Origin of the sequence: Bacteroides sp. FSHCM14E1 (assembly GCF_019633785.1) — a bacterium.
Taxonomy (GTDB): domain Bacteria; phylum Bacteroidota; class Bacteroidia; order Bacteroidales; family Bacteroidaceae; genus Bacteroides; species Bacteroides hominis.
Window position 1 is genome coordinate 61,119 of sequence record NZ_JADKYL010000001.1, and the last position, 19,413, is coordinate 80,531.

Consider the following 19,413-nt stretch of genomic DNA (forward strand, 5'->3'; position numbering starts at 1 on the left):
TTTAATGTGATATTTAGTATGAAACAAATAATGAAAAAATATCTATATCTTGCAGCTATGACTGTTGTAGGTACAGGGTTCCTGATGTCGTCTTGTAAAGACGAGTTTGCCGGGCAGAATACCGATCCCTCTACAGTTTCTAAACCTAACGTACGCTATTTATTTACTCAATGTGCCATGAGTTTTCAACCGGCCGATTATCTTCAGTGGTTTGCCGGCTTCGATGCAATGTCTACCTGGGTGCAGGCAACTGCAGCGGGAGGTGGAAACTCCAGCAAGTTGAATGTGGTAACTCAAACCGGCTGTGGCTATCAGGTCAACGAAGTGCTTCGTTATACCAATGAAATAAAGTATCAGATCAGTCTGATGCCGGATGACGAGAAGGAAAAGTATGAATATATTGCTTATCTATGTAACCCGATGTTGGTATATCTGGGACTTGAAGACTCGGACATGTATGGTTCCCGTCAGTACTCAGAAGCAGAAATGGCTCGTTACGGTGGGACTCTGACTCCGAAATACGATACGCAGGAAGAATTGTTTGAGCTTTGGTTGAAACAGCTTGACGAAACGATTAACTATCTAAAAGAAAAAAATCCGCAGGACGTGCTTGGTGCCCAGGATTTTATTTATAAAGGAAAGCTTGACAAATGGGCCAAACTGGCTAATTCATTGAAGCTTAGAATTGCTGCCCGTCTGATTAATAAAGACAAGGCCCGTGCAATTGCCATTGTGAATGAAGCTGTTCAGAATCCGGCCGGTCTTATTTTATCCCTTGATGATGATTTTGTTTTCAATAAAGGTAAGAGAGATAATAACTGGAACAATGATATTTCTGTTGGTGCAGGAACCAAGCAGTTGATCGATTTTATGGTGAGCAATCGCGATCCACGTCTGTTCTATTTCTTCCAGAAGAATGATTATAACTCTAATGTAGTTCAAGGTTTCTTTGATCAGAAAAGAGCCTTACCATTTTATGTAGAGGCCAATGTGAATTATACGGTCGGTGCTGACGGAAAGAAACATTTTGAGAGCTGGAAGGCTCCCGGAGAGCCTTGGGTACGCTATTATGGGGTTCCTTGTCAGGTGGATATCAATAAAAAGGATGAATATAAAGATTATTTCGATCCCAACAACGAGTTGTTCTATTTGCTGAGCAAAGACGATGCGAAAAAGACCTATACTCCGATTGCTTACCGGAATACAGAAAATATTAAAGGTTTGCTTATTTACACGTTCCCCGATGTGCCCGATGTAGCTCCTGTACAGGATAAGGAAGAGTACGGATGGTATGGTTTGTATTTCTCTGCGGGTGAAACAAACCTTTTGTTGGCGGAGTTCAAATTGTTAGGAGCCAATCTGCCGATGACCGCACAACAGTATTTGAACGCAGGCGTGGAAATGTCTGTCCGCGGTTATGATTTTGTTGCCGGTAAGAATCATATTCCTTACTATGATAAAACCTATGCGAACGATGTACATGATAAAACAATCAGTCTGAAGGAAGGTATGATTGATGAAATGCTGTCACATGATGCTTACCACTTGACCGGTGATCTGAATAAAGATCTTGAGAAGGTTTATATTCAGCAATACATTCATTATCTGATGCTTCCGATGGATATGTTTGTTACTGCTCGCCGTTCGGGAGTACCGATGAAGAATAGTACCTTGTTACCATATCAGGACTTCGATCCGTTATTGGGCGACCAGTACGTAATTCCACGACGCTTCCCGGTAAGTAAACCTCTTGATTCTGATTTGCTCCGTGACATTACGATTGCAGCTTATCAAGCACAGGGATATACGTATGAGGGCGAAATGAGTAATTCGCCTGTAACGTTGAGCAAAGAACGTGTCTGGTATGATAAAGAGGCGCCGGCTTTTGGTACGGGACCTCAACAGTAATTTCCTGTTTCACATAAATCTGAGGCTGCTTCTATTCACAGAGGCAGCCTTCTTTATTATTCTTATATTATTTTATTTTAAGGAGTTTTTTCTCCGTATACATGATCTGAGACTTTTGAGCTATTATTGAACAATGTTTCTGTGATCAAATTAATCGTCTTTTAATTTTAAAGTTGTTATTTTTTCTTTTTCTTATTTTGAGGGCTTTTCGTATCTTTTCCTTGCTCTTTTTTCTTATTGGCAGAAGGGAATTTCGGAACCAGATTCATCAGACGCAGAATTTGCCCCTGACGTCGTTTGATATAAGGTGAAGGGCGTGCCGAATCAAATCGTATTGGGTTGGGTAAAGTAGCTGCAATTAGGGCACATTGTCCCCTGGTGAGTTTGGCTGCTGTAGTTTTGAACTTATATTTAGCTGTTGCCTGTGCGCCATAAATGCCTTTACCCATTTCGATGGAGTTTAGGTAGACTTCCATAATCCGTTCTTTCGACCAGCATCTTTCGATCAGGAACGTAAAATATACTTCGAATCCTTTTCTTATCCATGAAGATTGAGGCCAAAGAAAAACGTTTTTTGCAGTTTGCTGGCTGATGGTACTGGCGCCCCGTTTCTTTTTCCGGGTTTCGTTTTCTTTCATCGCTTTCTTGATTTCTATCATATCGAATCCGTTGTGTGAAGCGAAGCGATTGTCTTCGGAAGCAATCACAGCCATTGGCAGGCTGGGAGAGATTTTATTAAATGGTACCCATGTATGTTTGCATATCACTTTTTCTCCGGAAGTGAGTTGCTGAACAGAACGGATAATCATTAACGGAGTGACATATACCGGTACGAATCGATAGAAAATGACTGCGCCGATCGAGGAGATAAAAAAGAAGAGGATCAGGTTACGCAGAATGCGAAAGGGTTTCCGGAGTTTCATTGTGTGTGATATTGTTGGTTCGGTATACGAATGTGCCAATGTACCGATTTTATATATCCTCCATCATTCAGGATTAATCAGTATATTGGCACATGGCATAAAACACCTATGGGTGCGTTATGAAATTATTATTTACCAGCCTCAGCGTTTTTAATCATTTGCTCACTGGCGTACATGAATATTTCTACACGACGGTTTTGTTCAGGTGTTTCAGCTTCGTTGTACTGCGAATAGCCTACACCTTCTACCTTTTTGAATTGATAAGGTTTAACACCACAAGACTGAAGGTAATTTTCTACTGCATATGCACGGTTGGAAGATACTTTTTGATTCGCTTCATAAGTACCTACTTTGTCTGTATGACCGATAATGGCTACGTCGACTGTTGGATCTTCTTTCAGAATATTGGCAAATTCAGCTAAAGATTGTTTGGATGCTGCGCTCAGTGCGGAAGAATTGAATGCAAAAAGTATTCCTGACGGGAAAGTTACTTTTACAGCAGCCAGTCCGTTGTTATCAGTAACCTGTTCCACTTGCGCATCTTTAATTTTTGCAGCTTCGGCAGCTTTTTTGTCCATTTTACGACCAATCAACACACCTGCTCCGGCACCTACGGCAGTACCTACTGCCGCACCTATGGCTGCACCTTTTCCTTTACCGGCAATACCACCGATAATAGCTCCCAAAGCAGCTCCCGAACCACCTCCGATGACACCGCCTTTAGCTGTATTGTTCATGCTTCCACAACTTCCGAAAACGAGGGCCATGCTCAGAAACAAAGCCATAAATTTAATCTTCTTCATAATTAAGCTCTTTTTATATAGTTAATAATTAAATGGATACCTCCATTTTATAAAAACATGGCAAATATACAGATTATTTGGTTAGCCTGTCATTTGCCTTGTAAAAAAAACAAGAAGGTATATACTTTTGTTGCCTGAGTTGAACAATTTCTTTTCAGACTACGGGGCGTGACAGTACTTTTCGTTTAATCAGAGCAAACCACCCTGCCAATATCAGTCCTTTAGCAACTGTAGTGACGCACACGGCCCACCAAATGCCTTCTACACCCATGCCCATACGGACAAACAGAATAGCGAGTGGAATACGCATATAGTTACATGTAATACTGATGATGGCAGGCGGAATTGTTCGTCCGATGCCATAGAATACTCCTTGTGTCGTGATTTCAAGCATCATGAAGAGCTGTGAATAGCCATCGATACGGAGAAAAATACCACCGGCCTCATAGGCAGCCTGCTCGGGGACAAAAAGGGCAAATACTTCGTTCCCGAAAAAGACGAATAGTAAGGTACAAAGGGTACCGAAAACCGAAGTCATCAACAAAGTCGTATGCCATGACTTTATTACGCGGTCCGTTCGTCCGGCTGCATAATTTTGGGCGATAAAAGCACTCAGGGCTGTGGAGAATCCCTGCGATGTATTCCAGGTAATGGCTTCTATTTGTCCTCCGGTCGTAAAAGTCATCAGTCCGATGTGTCCTCCTTGTTCGGATGCAGTACGGCAAAGGAACATATTGACGAAAGCAAACAGAGTATTGAGAGTAGCTACCGGTAGCCCCAGTTTCAGGATGCGATGGGTGTATTTCTTTTTTAGCCGCGTGAAAAACGGGAACCGTTCCAACAAAGCATCTCTGCAACGTAATTGGTAGATGAAAATGCCGAATACTGCTGCCTGTGAAATCCAGGTAGCATAGGCCGCTCCGTTGGTACCCAATCCGAAACCGAAAATGAAAAGTGGGTCGAGGATAATATTAAGTAATAATCCGGTGCCACTGATATAGAATGGGATTTTGCTTCTTCCAGCCGCATTATAAATACCGGTGAAGGCCGCCGAAAGAAATATGAAAGGCAGTCCGGTAGAAATGATGCGCAGATAAGCAATTGCATTTTCGGTGATGTGTGCTTCCAGCTCGTAAATGCCGATGATGGGACGGGCGAATAGAAAGAGCAGTCCGCCCCAGCAGAGTGAAATAACAAGTGCAATGGTAATGTTGTGCGAAGCAAAACAACGGGCATCTTCGTAATTTTGTGCACCTATGGATTGTCCGACACTAACCTCAGAACCTACTTTATTCAATAGAGAAATGGAACCGGACATCCATGTAAGAATGCCTACTGAGCCTACGGCAGCGACGGCTTCACTTCCGAGGCGTCCTACCCAGGCCATATCTGTCAGGCTATATGCCATCTGGATAAAGGAGGTTGCCATAATGGGCATGGCCAGGTTGAACAGTTGTCTGTTGATAGGACCTTGAGTCAGATTCTTGATTCCTTGCATAATGGTATTTTTGTGGAAAATGAATGGCAAAGATACGATTTTCTTCCGTCTGCAATCCTTATCTTTGCGGAGAAAATTTTATAGCAAATCGGGCAAATATGAAAACAACTTTAAAAACGGCCGGATGGTATCACGTGATGGCGGCGGTGACGGTAATGATATGGGGAACTACGTTTGTTTCTACCAAGGTCCTGATAAAATATGGTCTGTCGCCTGTCGATATTCTGTTCTACCGTTTTTTATTGGCATATATCTGTATCTGGTTTTTCTCTCCCCGTGTGTTACGGGCCAAAAGTTGGCAGGACGAACTGCGGTTTGTGGGGCTTGGATTGTGTGGAGGCTCACTCTATTTTGTTGCCGAAAACACTGCGTTGGGGATGACGCTTGCTTCAAATGTATCACTCATTATCTGTACAACTCCTGTCTTAACAGCGCTGCTGGCTCCTTTCTTTTATAAAGGTGACAAATTGAAGGCCCGTTTGGTAGGTGGCTCTTTGATAGCACTCATTGGAGTGGGACTGGTTGTGTTCAATGGCAGTTTCATTCTGCAGCTTAGTCCGGTTGGCGATATTCTGACTCTGGCGGCAGCATTGATGTGGGCTTTCTATTGTTTACTTCTCAGGCGGATGAATACTCATTATCCAACGTTGTTCATAACACGGAAGGTTTTCTTTTATGGTCTGCTGACCCTTTTACCTCTCTTTTTTGTCTCTCCTTTGCAGATGGATACACATATTCTTTTCCAACCGGTCGTTGTTTTAAACCTGCTTTTTCTGGGAGTGATTGCTTCGATGCTGTGCTACATTATGTGGAATACGGCAGTGAAACAATTGGGAGTGGTTTGCACTACCAGTTATATTTACGTTGTTCCGCTTATTACCTTACTGACTTCTGCTATCGTGATTGACGAGACAATCACGATAGTTGCTCTATTGGGATCGGCATTGATTTTGAGTGGAGTCTATATTGCCGAACGAGGAGTAGGCAAGAAAAAGTAGATCTGTATGGTCTTCAGTTTTCGGTCTCTTCTATTTTTGAAGAAATTTTCTCGATGGCTTCACTTAACTTTTTTTCGGGAGGAATTATATTGAAATCCTCCCAAAAATCTTTGTCGTATACAAATGGAGTTTCTGCAAAAATGGTATGTGTAGCCAGTCGGTCACTGTAAGCGAAACGGCTGACATTGCCCGTTTCTATCTTACAAGTGACCATTTCAAACCAAGTATGCAGGTTTGTATTGCTGAGCCATTTGTTCCTTTGTTTTATCTTGAAGTGTAAGTCTCCACGGACATGGTGGATGTAATACGTTTGATTCCAGGGCTTATAAGATACCGTATAGACTACCTTTTGTGGAATGATCCGGATATTGCGGCTTCTTTTTTCTACCAGCATGTTGGCGGCTTTGTGTATATACCGGGGAATCAATTCGAATCGTGCGCGTAGCAGGGCACCATCTTCAGGATCGATATAGAGTTCTCCACAATAGTATGGGGTCTTGATGCCCGGATGTTGTTTGAAGTAGATCACGTTGGCAAGCCGGTTATCGATTACGGCAAGATCGCTGGAAGTATAAACGTATACACACTCTTTGGAGTCCGGAAGTAGGAAATCGGGCAGACTCTTGATAAGATCCAATTCGATACAGGCGTGGATACCCGATTTCATTTTAGCAATTAAAGTGTCTTTTACGGCTTGGTTGGTGATGCGTCGCATTTTCAGTAACTTCACCTGATCAGCCTTCTCCGGATCGTCCGAAGGAGCTTTGTATATCTTGAAGATTCCTTCTGTCAGACTGACAAACCGATTCTTTTGTTCGATTCCTTCTCTGTAAAAAGAAGTCAGGTAGACAGGATTTTGTGAGTAATTCTTTTTTCGCAAATTGAGCATTTCTCTCAACAGGCGTACCGGGTTGACAATACGTACAATAACCTCCTGCAAAGGAATTACTTTGGGTTCTAATGCAAAAGTACCGCTTCGTCCGGCAAGGAGGGAAGCGTCCGTCGTTTGTGGCACATAGCCCAGATGCGAAAAGTGAATCCGGCTGTTCTGGAGAGAGTCGGGCAGATTAAGTCTGAAACTTCCATTTTGATTGCTAACGCTGCCAATAGAGGTTCCCTGCACACTTACGGTAGCATAGGGAATCGGTTCTCTGGAGAGTTGGTCTATCAATATTCCCTCAAGGGTGAAAAAGGATGTGCTGTCTTTGTGAGAGTTTGCTTTCCATTCAGTTGTTACCATGCTTTCCGGTTGGTTGATAATAATGTGCTTATCCACAGAGCGGAGTTGAAGACTGTCGCTGCCGATGATGTCATAAATGGCCTGACGTACGGTTCGTTTTCCGCCTTTTAATTTTATCTTACGTTCATTGTCAATCAGTTTGCTGTCATAGATAAACAGATATCCTGTCTCTTCTGTTATTTTGGCCAAAGATTGATAGACTGTTGCTTCAGTTCTTGGAAGCCGGATGATGCGGTCGAAGATACCGGAGCCGTCTGCTTTCACCCGAACTGCCATAAACAATAGCAGACAAGTGAATAAATATTGCAGGGAGAGACTTTTCAAAGTTTTCATTTCTTTTTCTTCTTTAAGTTCCGGAGCTACTTAGTAAGAGTGATTACATTATGCTTACGTGTACACTTCAGGTTCAGTGCCATGCTAATTAATTCGGCCATTTTTTCAGGGGAGTCATCCGAAAAAGAAACTGTCAGCAAATGTTCGTCCAATTCCGGGGAACTCTCTAAATGGATCTCTGACTGGCGTAGATTAATGGCATGCAGGATATTGTCCAGCCGTTCGTCTTTAAAGCACATCTTTTGCATATAACGGGCAAACTGTTTGGAATCTTTGGTTGCAGTCAGGTGCCATTTATTCTGTAATAAAGTGGCAGTTTCTCCTGCTTTGACGTGTATTTCTTGTCCGTTCTGTTTTTGAGTGACTTTTACTTCGCCTCGCTGGACGGATAACTCAAATGGAGAATTACCACTGTTTTTTACATGGAAGGCTGTACCTATCACCTCAATCTGTACTTTTCCGGTTTCAATGAAGAAAGGACGTGCACGATTGCCCGCTACATCAAAAAGGGCATTCCCTTTTAGGCTTACCTCTCTTCTTTTTTCAGAAAAGTGTTTAGGATATTGCAATGAGGTTTGTCCGGAAAGATAGACTACAGAACCATCTTCAAGAGTGGTGACCAGTATGTTCTCTTCTTTATTGGCCTTGACCAGTAACTCACCGGTAGATGGTTGGCTGTCGGTTCGTAATGTTATGGGCAGATAGATACATAGGAATATGATTGCTGCAATCGATATTGTGCTGATCCATACAACCGGACGTATGGCGGAGCTGTGCCCCTCGGCAGGTAGCAGCCCATCTGTCTCCAGGCGATTATATAACTTGTTCCACGCCCGGTCTGTTTTGATCTTGTTTTTTTCTATTCGATTCATGATGTCTGAATATAGTTCTCAATTTCTTTTCGTAATGTTTGGAGTGCCCGGGTCATTTCTTTCTCCACAGTCTTCACCGATAGTGAGAGGAGGGAAGCTATCTCAGAGTACTTCTTTCCTTCTGTATGGTGCAGACGAAAGATCTGGAAACGGCGCTCCGGTAATTTTTTAAGGGTTTTGTCTATCAGCTGTTGCAGTTCTTTGTATTCAATCTGTTCCTGTGGATCGGCTGAAGCCACATTTTCCGGAATAGATAGAACCGCATCCTGATAGCGTTTTCTGACGTCTTGGTGTTCGCAGTACTGGATGGAACGGTTGCGTACAGACCGATAGAGATAACTCTTGATAGAATGAAAGATTTCAAGTTTTTCACGGTCTTTCCAGAGTACATAGAACAATTCTTCAACAATTTCTTCTGCTACGTCTGTTTCTCCCGTTATGCTGGCGGCGTACAGGCAAAGCGGAGTATAATATTGGCGGAATAATGTTTCAAACGCCTTTATATTTCCTTCTTTTATTTGAGTGAGTACGAATACGTCGTTCAGCATATCGGGGGTATTGGGAGTTAGAATTCGTCAAAGATACTAAAAAAAGTGGTTACTGTTTCTGTTGCTTTTTCAGTTTGTTTACCGCATGTTCCAATGATTCGGTGGGTTCTATGATGTTATAAGTTCCCCAGAAGTTGTCATTGGTAAAGTTATCCACTTTGTCGGAAAATACATGGTTTTGTTTGAAAGCGACTTTATAGGGAATGGCTGTTATGTTGTTTTCTTCCCTGTCTGTCACTACCATTTCCGATAAGATCGTGTAATTGGTAGAAAAGAGTTTGCGTTTCCAGTCACATTTGAAACGAATGTTGTTCCGGATATAACTCAGATAAGTAACGTCTCCCTGATTCTTGTACGATACCAGGTAGGATACTTCTACCGGCTTGAAATGCAGTCCGAAAGGTTTTTTCCTCAGAATAGCTTGAGTCGCCTTGTTTTTGTCATCCATACTGAGATTGAACTCTGCCCGCGTGAACGAAAGGCGTTCCTTGTCAATATAGAGTGTACCATAGCACAGAGGATAAGACAACTTTACTTTAGGGCGGAAACTGATGACATACTGTGACCGGTCACCGATGCTGGTCGGGTCTTCCATACGAAATTCGTAGAACAATAAATCTTCTTTAGCCAACAGGCAATCAGGGTTCTTTACTACATCAATATAAATGGCCATATTGGGACCTCCAAGTAATTTTACAGCCAGTGTATCGCTTTGCTTTTGGCTTAGCAGTCTGCGCCCTTTGGAAATCTGAACCCGGTCTCGTTCGGCTGTTTCATTGTAGGGTGTTTTATAAATGTCTATTACGGCTTCCGATATATTGATATACCGTCGTCCTTTTTGGGCAATTTCCCTGTAGAATCCCTTGAGCATATTGCTTTTCGGACTGTAGTTGGTTGGAATCTTGCGAAGTGCTTCTTCCACAATGCTTCGTGGATCTCTGGCCCGTACTATAATCTCGCTGAGTAAGTTGGCATAAGGAGAGAGCCAAATGGTCTGTTCCGTGAGGCTTTCTCCTTTCAGGGGGATTCGGGCATTGAGATAACCGATATGCGAAACTTCTATGTCTTTAGCTTGAATCGATTCGGGAATTTTTAAAGAGAACTCTCCGTCAGTATTGGTGATGGTACCGATATTACTTTCCGGTATCGAGACATTGACATGCTCCAGCTTCTTTTTATTCGATTTATCCTTGATTACGCCACTGACTATCGTATATTTTTCCACATTGTCCTGTGCTGCCAGTGGAATAACACCCGACAGAATCAAAACTGCCAGTACACATCCGATTGATTTTATCCATTGCGTTTTCATCTTTTTCAGAGTTTAAAGGGTGAATAATAGTTTGCTTCCTATACATAAGATCGTTCAAACAGAGAATACCCTATGAGTTTTTGGAGAAAAATGAAAAAAACTTTAATGAAGAGTGTTTTTCAGGGACAATCTAATCGTTTTACTTCAAAATCTCGTTCAAATCTTTAGTGAGACATCCCCATTTGAATTCATGGTTAGGTGTCAGATAAGGGTACTTGGCATAAGAATTGCGGGTGACAACTTTAAATCTTACTATTTGCTCTCCTCTGATCCAACCATAAAAGCCAACTTCTTTTCTGTTGAAGTCTACCCACCCTACAACGACGTAATCTTTTGTTTCGGGGTGCTGTTCCTGTGGATAACCATAGGTCCAGTTGTCGGATGGAGGATTGGCGGTTGTTTTCTTTGCCACTTTGATATCTATTTTGGCATCGTTTACTTTAACGTCAAATTCATCGGTATGATGGGATTGGAAGTCTGTATGATCCAATTCGAATGGAATTCCCAGATTACTTAAATGTTGTTGGAATGCTAACTCTCCGATGCAGCCTAACAGAGCTTTATCCAATCTCTCTTTATCGGATAACCTGAAACGTGAATAAAGTCCGTTTTCTATCATTTTTTCAGCTTTGGCTTTTGCTAATGCAACCGTTTGATCAAAATTTAAATTTTGTACAATCATAGTAATAAGGTGTTTTGTATTTTATATCCGGTTATTGAATGAAAGCAAAGATAGTTTTTTTATATCGTAATAGTGGTATGAAAGCTAAGTATTCACTACATTTGCGCAGATTATGATTGCCGATAGATTATGAAAAGAGGAAAACTATTGATACTTCCCTTATTGGGAACCCTTATACTGACAAGTCTTTTTTCCTGTGGTGTAGACCGCTGGCCGGAATATTATCCGGAGACGGGACGTGACATTTGGATAGATAGTGTGATGCGTCAGGAGTATTTATGGTATAAAGACATGCCTTCACCTGCCGCTCCGGATTACTTTCAGGAGCCGGCAGAATTTCTAAAAAAGGCTGTTGCTTCCATGGATAAGGGCTTCAGTAATATTGACTCTCTGCTTGACGAGCCTATCCCAAGCTATGGCTTCGACTATAGCTTATATAAAGTGCTTGATAACGATACGGCTTATAATGCTCTGATTTCTTATGTTGTTCCAGGGTCACCGGCCGAAGAGGCCGGATTGAAGCGTGGGCATTGGATTATGATGCTGGATGGAGATTATATCACCAAAAAGGTAGAGCCGGAATTGCAACAAGGAGGTGTCCGGACGCTTCAAATAGGTGTATATAAAGAGATAGTTGGGGAAGATGGCAAAACAACTGGTAGTGTCGTACCGATAGGGGACACAACGATATCTGCTTCACGTTCTTTGACCGATAAGCCTGTCCATTATTTCGATATTATCCCTTGGGATGGAAAAACGGTTGGGTACCTGATGTACAATGAGTTTAAAGCGGGATCAACAGCGGATAGTCAGACCTATAATGACGATTTACGGAAAGTTTTCCGGAAATTCCAGACAGATGGTGTAAATGAGTTTGTGTTAGATCTCCGATATAACACCGGTGGCAGTTTAGATTGTGTACAGCTGCTCTGCACTATGCTTGCACCGGCTGATAAAATGAATCAATTGCTTGCTTTATTGAGGTATAATGATAAACGTGTAGAATCGAATCAGGATCTGACGTTCAATCCGGAACTTATCCAGTCGGGTGCAAATCTCAACTTATCTACTGTTTATGTATTGACTACCAATGCTACGAGAGGAGCTGCGGAGATGGTTATCAATTGCCTTAACCCTTATATGAAGGTGATATTGATAGGAACTCAAACTGCGGGAGAATATGTTGCTACAGAGCCTTTTGTTCATCCTACGGATCGGTTCATCCTGAATTTAGCTGTATGTAATGTATTCAACGTACAAGAAAAATCGGATTATGTCAACGGTTTCAAACCTGCATATGAATATAACGAGGATTCTTATTTAAGCACTTATCTGCCTTTTGGTAATACGAATGAGACATTGCTGAGTGTAGCATTGAAAACAATGAGTGGTGTAACGGAAAACGGAGGAGGAGAAGGAACAACACGTATGGTTGTAACGAAGAGACTTATGAAATTCCATCCTCGCCGCGGATTGACTTTGGGAATATCGGAAAAGTAATCTGTCATTTTGTATTTTAGAAATGCGGAGAGACGTTTCTTTACGGACTGACGATGACAAATAGAATAAAAACGCGTGGATTTTGCAATAGCATAATTCATGCGTTTTGTATTTTGGAAATATTGTGCCCACGATGAAGGGCAATTGACGAATATTGTAATTAAATTGAATGCTGAAATAGCGGAATGGTTCCAAAATGCTATTCTCCAGATGTTCATCTATAGTTGAATTCTGGAAGAAAATTGCCTTTTTTTGGTTCGGTTTATCATTTTTCTCACGACTTGATCTTGTTTTGCTTTCTGAAATTAATATCCTGAAAACAGAAAGTTAACTTTCTGTTTTCAGGATATTAATTTTCTCTTGATAAGAAGTTCGTTCTTTGTTTTTACGATGTTAACTTCCTGTTAACGACTTCCGGCTTTCATCCTATAAATATGCGGAATATTTGCATCTTACTTGCCGATTCATTCCTGTTTCGCTGTTTTTTGAAAAATGAATAGTTAGTCAAAATGGACTTTCTACGATTTTCTGATCAGGATCTCAGGATATTGCTTGTATAATGTCAATCGTCAAGTGTAGATACAGATATATACTTTGCAGCTATTTCACATAGTTAATCAGCCATTTTACCATTTCCGGATCATAATGTGAGAAGAATAGACTTTTTTCATTGTCAAGTGCGGCTATAACCGTCATTTCTCTTTCTGTCAAACTGAAGTCAAAGACATTGAAATTCTCAATCATACGTTCTTTATGTGTAGACTTGGGTATTACTATTATGCCACGCTGAATTAAGAAACGTAGAGCAACTTGTGCAACCGACTTTCCATATTTGACACCAATGGCGGCCAAAGTCCCGTTGGTGAAAAAATCATTTCGACCTTCGGCAAACGGTCCCCAAGCCATTAGTTCTGTGCCGTATTCCTGCATGACTTCCCGTAGTTTTCTTTGTTGATTGAATACATGGGTTTCCATTTGATTCACCGCTGGCTTTATCTCGCAGAATTCTGCCAGATCGACAAAGCGGTCGGGATAGAAATTGCTGACTCCGATAGCTCGCACTTTACCTGTTTTGTTTGCTTCCTCCATGGCGCGATAAGTGCCATAATAATCATTGAAAGGTTGGTGAATCAAAAGCAAATCGATATAGTCGGTTTGCAATTTTTGCAGGGATTCCTCAATAGATGCCTTTGCTTTTTCGTAGCCTGCATTCGATATCCAAACTTTCGTAGTGATAAATAGATCTTTGCGGGGAATGCTTGATTTTCGGATGGCATTTCCCACGCCTTCTTCGTTTCCATAGGCTTGGGCTGTATCGATCAGCCGATACCCTACACTGATAGCATCTGATACGCATCTTTCACACTCTTCGGGAGTTACTTGATATACTCCGTACCCTAAAATCGGCATTTCAATGCCATTGTTCAGTTTTACATATTCCATAATCATATATTATTAGATTACACATTTACCGGCATTAGACTGATCATTCAGTTGTTTTTTGCCTTTTTGATTCAAATGCAAAAATAGTCGGTTTTGTTCGTTGATATAGGATATGGATTACAGCTTTTATTACCTTTATTACGGATTAAAAAGTATTATTGCATTATGTTTACCAGATGGTTTGAAAACACTTATAAGATAAACTTGTTCCAACTGTTGTCATAATAAAAATTGTGGTTATCTTTGCGTTCTACTAAAAAAGTTTGGATGTTTAAACTTAAGAAGGATTCCGTGAAGTAAATAACCTTTTAAACGTAAGTTTGAGGTTATGCTGCAATTCTGGCTCAGGCATATTTTTTGTCTGAGATATTTTCATATATATACATTAATAAATTAAAGCATCATGAATAACGATAATAAATCAATTCACGAATTCGATTTCGATTTAATCTGCGAATATTTCTCAAGTATAAAACGACAGGGGCCTGGCAGTCCTGAAGTGACCATTAAAGCTCTTAGTTTTATTGAGGATCTGAACGAAAATTCTCGTATAGCTGATCTTGGTTGTGGTACAGGCACTCAGACAATGACATTAGCCGGGCATACATCCGGACAAATCATAGGTTTAGATTTGTTTCCTGCTTTTATAGACATTTTCAACTACCATGCCAGTCAGTTGAGCTTACAAGATCGGGTAAAGGGAATTGTAGGTTCAATGGACAATCTTCCATTCAGTAGAGAAGAGTTGGACTTGATCTGGTCCGAAGGAGCAATTTATAATATAGGTTTTCAGCATGGGCTGAAAGAGTGGTGGCAATATTTGAAAATAGGGGGCTATATCGCTGTCTCAGAAGTTTCCTGGTTTACTGATAAACGGCCTGCCGAGATTAATGACTTCTGGATGGATGCTTATCCTGAGATAGATACTATTCCCAATAAGGTTGCCCAAATGCAAAGGGCCGGGTATATCCCTGTTGCCTGTTTTATTTTACCTGAAAACTGTTGGATAGAACATTTTTATACTCCACAAGTAGAAGCCCAGGAGAATTTTCTGAAAAAATATGCCGGTAATAAAGCTGCTGTGGATTTTATTGCCAACCAGCGTCATGAGACCCAACTTTACTATAAGTATAAGGAATATTATGGGTATGTGTTCTACATAGGAAAGAAAATCTGATGTTCCTGTCAAAAAGTTAAAGAGGCTCTAAAGGTTATTATTATGGTATTGATAAATACCTTTAAAAGGATTGGGAAAATGAATTTCATCTTTCCCAATCCTTTCTTTTAAGTAGTGTCGTAAGGATTGATAGGTGTTTTTTCAGACTGTTTGTAAATATAGGTAGGCGATAAGAAAGGTTTATTTTTCGCGGGCAATCTCGACAGCTTGTTTGATGCGGTCGGCCATACCGATTCCTCCTTTGAGATTTCCTGCCAATACCAATCCGGGATATTGCTTTTGTAGTTCGTTAATTGTGGTAAACCTGTCGGCGCTGCTGCTTTCGTATTGGGGAATGGCTTTTTCATGCCGGAAGATGCGTATCAGATCGGGTACTATTCCAACAGGATAATTCAGCATCTCGTGCATGGTAGTGCCAATTAACGTGGTAATTTCGTCATTGCTTTTTGTCAGGAGTTCGGGATGCCTTGTTCCGCCCAGGAAATATGAATACAAGGCGCCATCCTTTGGAGAACGGTTGCTGAAGCAAGCCGATGGAAACAAAATACCTAAAACAGATTTTTGTTCACAGGAAGGAACCAATCCCCCAAAGGCAGGGAACTCTTTTCCATAAGTATTACGCAGACCCACACAGACTTGCATAACGGGAGCATAGGTAAGATTGCTAATCCGGTTCATTTGTTCGGTGGGGATAAAAGGAAGAAGTGGAGGCAGGGCATAGGCAGGTATGGTGGTTATCACCTTCCGACAACGAATTTGATCGACCTTTCCGTTGGCATCTGTAAAGCAAACCAACCAACCACGCTCACAAGGTATCAGGGATGTTGAGGTGGCTCCCAATGAGAATCGTTTATTTCCAATGGCCTGTTCCAATGCTCCTGTCAGATTACTGAGGCCTCCATGGGTAGAGAAAACTTTTCGTGTGGCCAGTCGATCGCGTTGGTTTCGGGGTGAAAACGATTTTGCAATGCCACCGCGAATGAAGCTGCCATAGGTCTGTTCAAGCTGATAAAGCTTAGGGAGGGCGTGACGGGTGACCAACCGCATGGGGTCACCGGCATAGACACCCGAAATGAACGGGTCTACCGCATAATGCAGATAAGACGTGCCCAAGCGACGTTGTACCAGTTCGCCAATGGTTTCGTCAGGATTGTTTCCTCTTGAGCGGAAAGGTTCGCATAGGATATTTAATTTATCTTTTGTACTGAACAACGGCGTGGTAATTGCATTGAACAGTCCCGAGGGGAGAGGGTGAAAACGATTACCTTTCCATATAAGACGTTGTTTGGAAGCTTCGCGGGCTGTTTCTAAACGGCAGATTGGAGAGAGTGCCTCGAGAAGTTCGGCTACTTCAGGGTGAGAGATTATACCGGTATTCGGTCCGCTTTCGAAGGTGAAGCCACTTTCGTGGTAGGTACATATCTGACCGCCCGTGCGGGATTGTTGTTCGATTACTTCGACATCACATCCCTTGCGAGTGAGGTAATAGGCGATAGTCAGTCCGGTGAGACCTGCACCAATGATAATCGTGTCTCGCAAACGATAATTTTTTGTTTCTGCTTGGTTCATTTTTACAAAGGTTTTGAATATGAATGTGGGGTATGGAGCATAAGCTTGTCAAGTGAAGCGGCTACGTTGCGTACAAATGCCGAACCTTCGGTTGTCATCTCAAGATAGTCATCAGTATAGTAAATAAGCCCGTCATTGGCAAAGACCGACAGTTTCTGTTCATCATAGGCTGTAGCGGCTTTTAGAGTCGGTACTGATACGTGCAAACGGTTTGACAGAGCTTTCCAATCGATGCATCCATTGCACATTAAGGTTTCAATCACTTCTCTGGTTAATTGCTCGGTTGGAGAAAGGGCGTAGCCTTTGGTAATACATAGTTCGCCTTTGCCGATAGTCTCGATGTAGTGGGGAATATCTTTCGTGTTTTGAGCATAGGCCGATTCGAGTTGGCTGATAGCAGTTACGCCCAAGCCATATACCTGTGCAGTAGTGCGTCGGGTACAATAACCCTGAAAGTTGCGGTGTAATTTTTTGGTTTGCATGGCGATACTCAGTTCATCGTTTGGGCGTACAAAGTGATCCATTCCGATAGATTGATAACCGGATTCAAGCAATAGCTTGGCAGCAGTGTCAAACATATTCCGTTTTTCACGATTATCGGGTAGACCTGATTTCTCCAGAATCAACTGTCGTTTATTGATCCAAGGCACGTGGGCGTAACTGAATGTGACCAGTCTGTCGGGTGATAAGGAAATGGCTTGCTCTATACTACGGGCAAAGCTTTCTACTGTTTGCTTGGGCAAGCCATAAAGAAAGTCAAGGTTGATGCTTACCCCCCTTTCACGTAGCAGAGCAAAGATATCTTCCATCGCTACTAAGGAAGGGCGGCGATTCACTGTTTTCAGGACTTCGATGTTAAAGTCTTGCACGCCAATACTGACACGGTTAAAACCACATTCGGTTAACTGTAGCCAATCTTTCTCAGAAAGATATCCGGGATGGCATTCAATGGCTATTTCCGGACGATCGATCATCCGGAATGATGATAATAGGTGAGCATTCAGCTCTTTGATCAAGGCTATAGGAATGGCTGTGGGGCTTCCGCCTCCATAATGTATTTGTGCGATCGGGCGGCTTTTGTCCAACAAAGGAAGAATTTGATCCATCTCCTGGTGCAAGGCCTTTACATAGGATTCAATGACTTCGGGACGTGCCATAGGATATGAGTTGCATCCGCAATAGTGACACAAGTGTCGACAGAACGGGATATGCAGATAAAACGATAACGCACGTTCTGAAACCTTGTTCGATTGCTGCACAGCCTCCAGGTAGCGGCTGTTGGTAAACGGTTCAAAATAATTGGCCGGTGGATAACTGGTGTATCGGGGTACCGGTACATTGTATTTATTGATTATTTCAGTATACATATGTGTTAAGAATGAATAGTTTGAGATTCTTTTCTGAAGAAACAAAAGATATAGATCAGCGATATGGAAGCCAATACGACTTCGAAGATAAATAGACCGTGATAACCAACCCTGTCGGCCACCACTCCGCTAAGAAAGGCCATAAGCAGACCACTTAGGTGTGTGAGTACAGTTTGAATGGTAAAATCAGTTCCTTCGCATCCTTTGCGTACACAATCCATGGCAGTGGTATATACCACAATGGTTGCCATACCGTAGGCACTCCACAATAGTACGATGCCCAAACAGAGCATTGGGAGTGAGGGAGGCGTCCACGAAATACACATAAAATAGAGTGTGGTAAACAGAATGAATATCGCGAATAGTATTCTGGAATAATATCGTCCGATTTTGCGAACCAGTAATCCGGCCAGAAAAGATGATGCGAAAGCGGCTCCGGTACCTACGATGCCTATCATAATGCCTATCTCTTTCATCGAATAGTCCAGATCAACCAGGTAAGAACGCAGTACCGATAAAATGCCGATAATGCTGGCGTAGTAAAGTAGTAGGAATCCTATTTGTTTCCAGATACTGCGGCGGGCAAAGAACCATATAAAATCGGTAAGTCGTGCTCGCTTTGCAGATTCCTTGACAGTCATTTTCATGCGCTTATTCTTCAGTAACGGGATAACTGCCAATAGTACGAAAATGCATAAGCACGGTATCACTGCATGCCAGCCATAGTGTTGGAGAACAAGAAGCAGCACGCCCGTTCCTATTAATGTACCTCCGAAGCTACCCATTGATTGCATACTGTTGACCAAACTTTTATCCCGCTTGTCAAAAGAAAGTACAGCAAGTGTGTCTGTGGCTATATCTTGTGTAGCTGAAGCTACAAGTGATAGAAACACCAATCCGATAATGAGGTAAAGGTCTGTCTGGATGTCGAGTAGCCCTACTAAAAGGATCAGTAAAGCATATACTATTTCGGATGAAATGATACAGCGTTTATAGTCTTTCATGGTGATGCAATGCCGGTCGATGAGTGGTGCCCAAAGAAACTTCAATATCCATGGAAGTTTGATAAGCTGTAATAAGGCGATGGACGAAAGAGAGTAATCAGCCTGTCTCATCAATACTTGTATGGCAGTAGAGAAGAAACTCATCGGGATGGCCTGTGCGATATATAGACAGAAAAACGTACCAAGGTTCAGTGTCTTCTGGGATAGTGGGAAAAATCTGTTTATTTCCATTTTTT

16 protein-coding genes are annotated in these 19,413 nt (G+C 42.0%); 4 read left to right on the forward strand and 12 right to left on the reverse strand.

Annotated elements, in window-relative coordinates:
- The first annotated feature begins 18 nt into the window (after positions 1–18).
- Positions 19–1,908 carry a SusD/RagB family nutrient-binding outer membrane lipoprotein gene (locus ISX59_RS00280; RefSeq protein ID WP_032540575.1) on the forward strand — a complete coding sequence of 630 codons (1,890 nt, stop codon included), beginning with the start codon at positions 19–21 and terminating at the stop codon, positions 1,906–1,908.
- Between the two features lie 176 nt (positions 1,909–2,084).
- Here ISX59_RS00280 and mtgA read toward each other — a convergent pair whose 3' ends face one another.
- From mtgA to ISX59_RS00295, 3 genes are all read right to left on the reverse strand, one after another.
- Positions 2,085–2,831, reverse strand: coding sequence for a monofunctional biosynthetic peptidoglycan transglycosylase (gene mtgA, locus ISX59_RS00285; RefSeq protein WP_032540577.1), 747 nt, complete (start codon positions 2,829–2,831; stop codon positions 2,085–2,087).
- Between the two features lie 128 nt (positions 2,832–2,959).
- On the reverse strand, positions 2,960–3,634 hold the full coding sequence (locus ISX59_RS00290) for an OmpA family protein (protein WP_005776708.1): 675 nt from the start codon (positions 3,632–3,634) through the stop codon (positions 2,960–2,962).
- A gap of 154 nt (positions 3,635–3,788) precedes the next feature.
- Positions 3,789–5,132 carry an MATE family efflux transporter gene (locus ISX59_RS00295; RefSeq protein WP_005776709.1) on the reverse strand — a complete coding sequence of 448 codons (1,344 nt, stop codon included), beginning with the start codon at positions 5,130–5,132 and terminating at the stop codon, positions 3,789–3,791.
- Positions 5,133–5,230: 98 nt separating this feature from the next.
- Between ISX59_RS00295 and ISX59_RS00300 the strand changes: the two genes are divergently transcribed.
- Positions 5,231–6,130, forward strand: coding sequence for a DMT family transporter (locus ISX59_RS00300; protein WP_005776710.1), 900 nt, complete (start codon positions 5,231–5,233; stop codon positions 6,128–6,130).
- 13 nt (positions 6,131–6,143) lie between these two features.
- Here ISX59_RS00300 and ISX59_RS00305 read toward each other — a convergent pair whose 3' ends face one another.
- The 5 genes from ISX59_RS00305 to ISX59_RS00325 all read right to left on the reverse strand — a co-directional run bounded on the left by ISX59_RS00305 (position 6,144) and on the right by ISX59_RS00325 (position 11,117).
- Entirely contained in the window at positions 6,144–7,703 is a 1,560-nt protein-coding gene (locus tag ISX59_RS00305) for a carboxypeptidase-like regulatory domain-containing protein (protein ID WP_220575523.1), read from the reverse strand.
- A gap of 26 nt (positions 7,704–7,729) precedes the next feature.
- Positions 7,730–8,575, reverse strand: a complete 846-nt coding sequence (locus ISX59_RS00310) for a FecR family protein (protein ID WP_022012207.1) — start codon at positions 8,573–8,575, stop codon at positions 7,730–7,732.
- Positions 8,572–9,123, reverse strand: a complete 552-nt coding sequence (locus tag ISX59_RS00315; RefSeq protein ID WP_005808756.1) for an RNA polymerase sigma-70 factor — start codon at positions 9,121–9,123, stop codon at positions 8,572–8,574. The genes ISX59_RS00310 and ISX59_RS00315 overlap by 4 nt, the downstream gene beginning before the upstream one ends.
- Positions 9,124–9,172: 49 nt before the next feature.
- A complete protein-coding gene (locus ISX59_RS00320) occupies positions 9,173–10,435 on the reverse strand; it encodes a carboxypeptidase-like regulatory domain-containing protein (protein ID WP_032536408.1) in 1,263 nt (420 codons plus the stop codon).
- Between the two features lie 139 nt (positions 10,436–10,574).
- Positions 10,575–11,117, reverse strand: coding sequence for a hypothetical protein (locus ISX59_RS00325; protein ID WP_022012205.1), 543 nt, complete (start codon positions 11,115–11,117; stop codon positions 10,575–10,577).
- A gap of 129 nt (positions 11,118–11,246) precedes the next feature.
- On the opposite strand from ISX59_RS00325, the gene ISX59_RS00330 reads away from it, so the two are divergent.
- Positions 11,247–12,617, forward strand: coding sequence for a S41 family peptidase (locus ISX59_RS00330; protein ID WP_032543890.1), 1,371 nt, complete (start codon positions 11,247–11,249; stop codon positions 12,615–12,617).
- Positions 12,618–13,217: 600 nt separating this feature from the next.
- On the opposite strand, the gene ISX59_RS00335 is transcribed toward ISX59_RS00330, so the two are convergent.
- On the reverse strand, positions 13,218–14,060 hold the full coding sequence (locus ISX59_RS00335) for an aldo/keto reductase (protein WP_022012202.1): 843 nt from the start codon (positions 14,058–14,060) through the stop codon (positions 13,218–13,220).
- Between the two features lie 403 nt (positions 14,061–14,463).
- On the opposite strand from ISX59_RS00335, the gene ISX59_RS00340 reads away from it, so the two are divergent.
- Entirely contained in the window at positions 14,464–15,237 is a 774-nt protein-coding gene (locus ISX59_RS00340) for a class I SAM-dependent methyltransferase (protein WP_005776720.1), read from the forward strand.
- Between the two features lie 180 nt (positions 15,238–15,417).
- Here ISX59_RS00340 and hemG read toward each other — a convergent pair whose 3' ends face one another.
- The 3 genes from hemG to ISX59_RS00355 are packed head-to-tail and all read right to left on the reverse strand — an operon-like array spanning position 15,418 to position 19,408.
- Positions 15,418–16,806: a protoporphyrinogen oxidase gene (gene hemG, locus ISX59_RS00345; RefSeq protein WP_022012201.1), complete on the reverse strand. Its 1,389-nt coding sequence runs from the start codon at positions 16,804–16,806 to the stop codon at positions 15,418–15,420.
- A gap of 2 nt (positions 16,807–16,808) precedes the next feature.
- Complete coding sequence (gene hemN / locus ISX59_RS00350) at positions 16,809–18,173, reverse strand: oxygen-independent coproporphyrinogen III oxidase (protein ID WP_005776722.1); 1,365 nt, start codon at positions 18,171–18,173, stop codon at positions 16,809–16,811.
- Positions 18,174–18,178: 5 nt separating this feature from the next.
- A complete protein-coding gene (locus ISX59_RS00355) occupies positions 18,179–19,408 on the reverse strand; it encodes an MFS transporter (RefSeq protein ID WP_022012200.1) in 1,230 nt (409 codons plus the stop codon).
- Between the last annotated feature and the right edge of the window lie 5 nt (positions 19,409–19,413).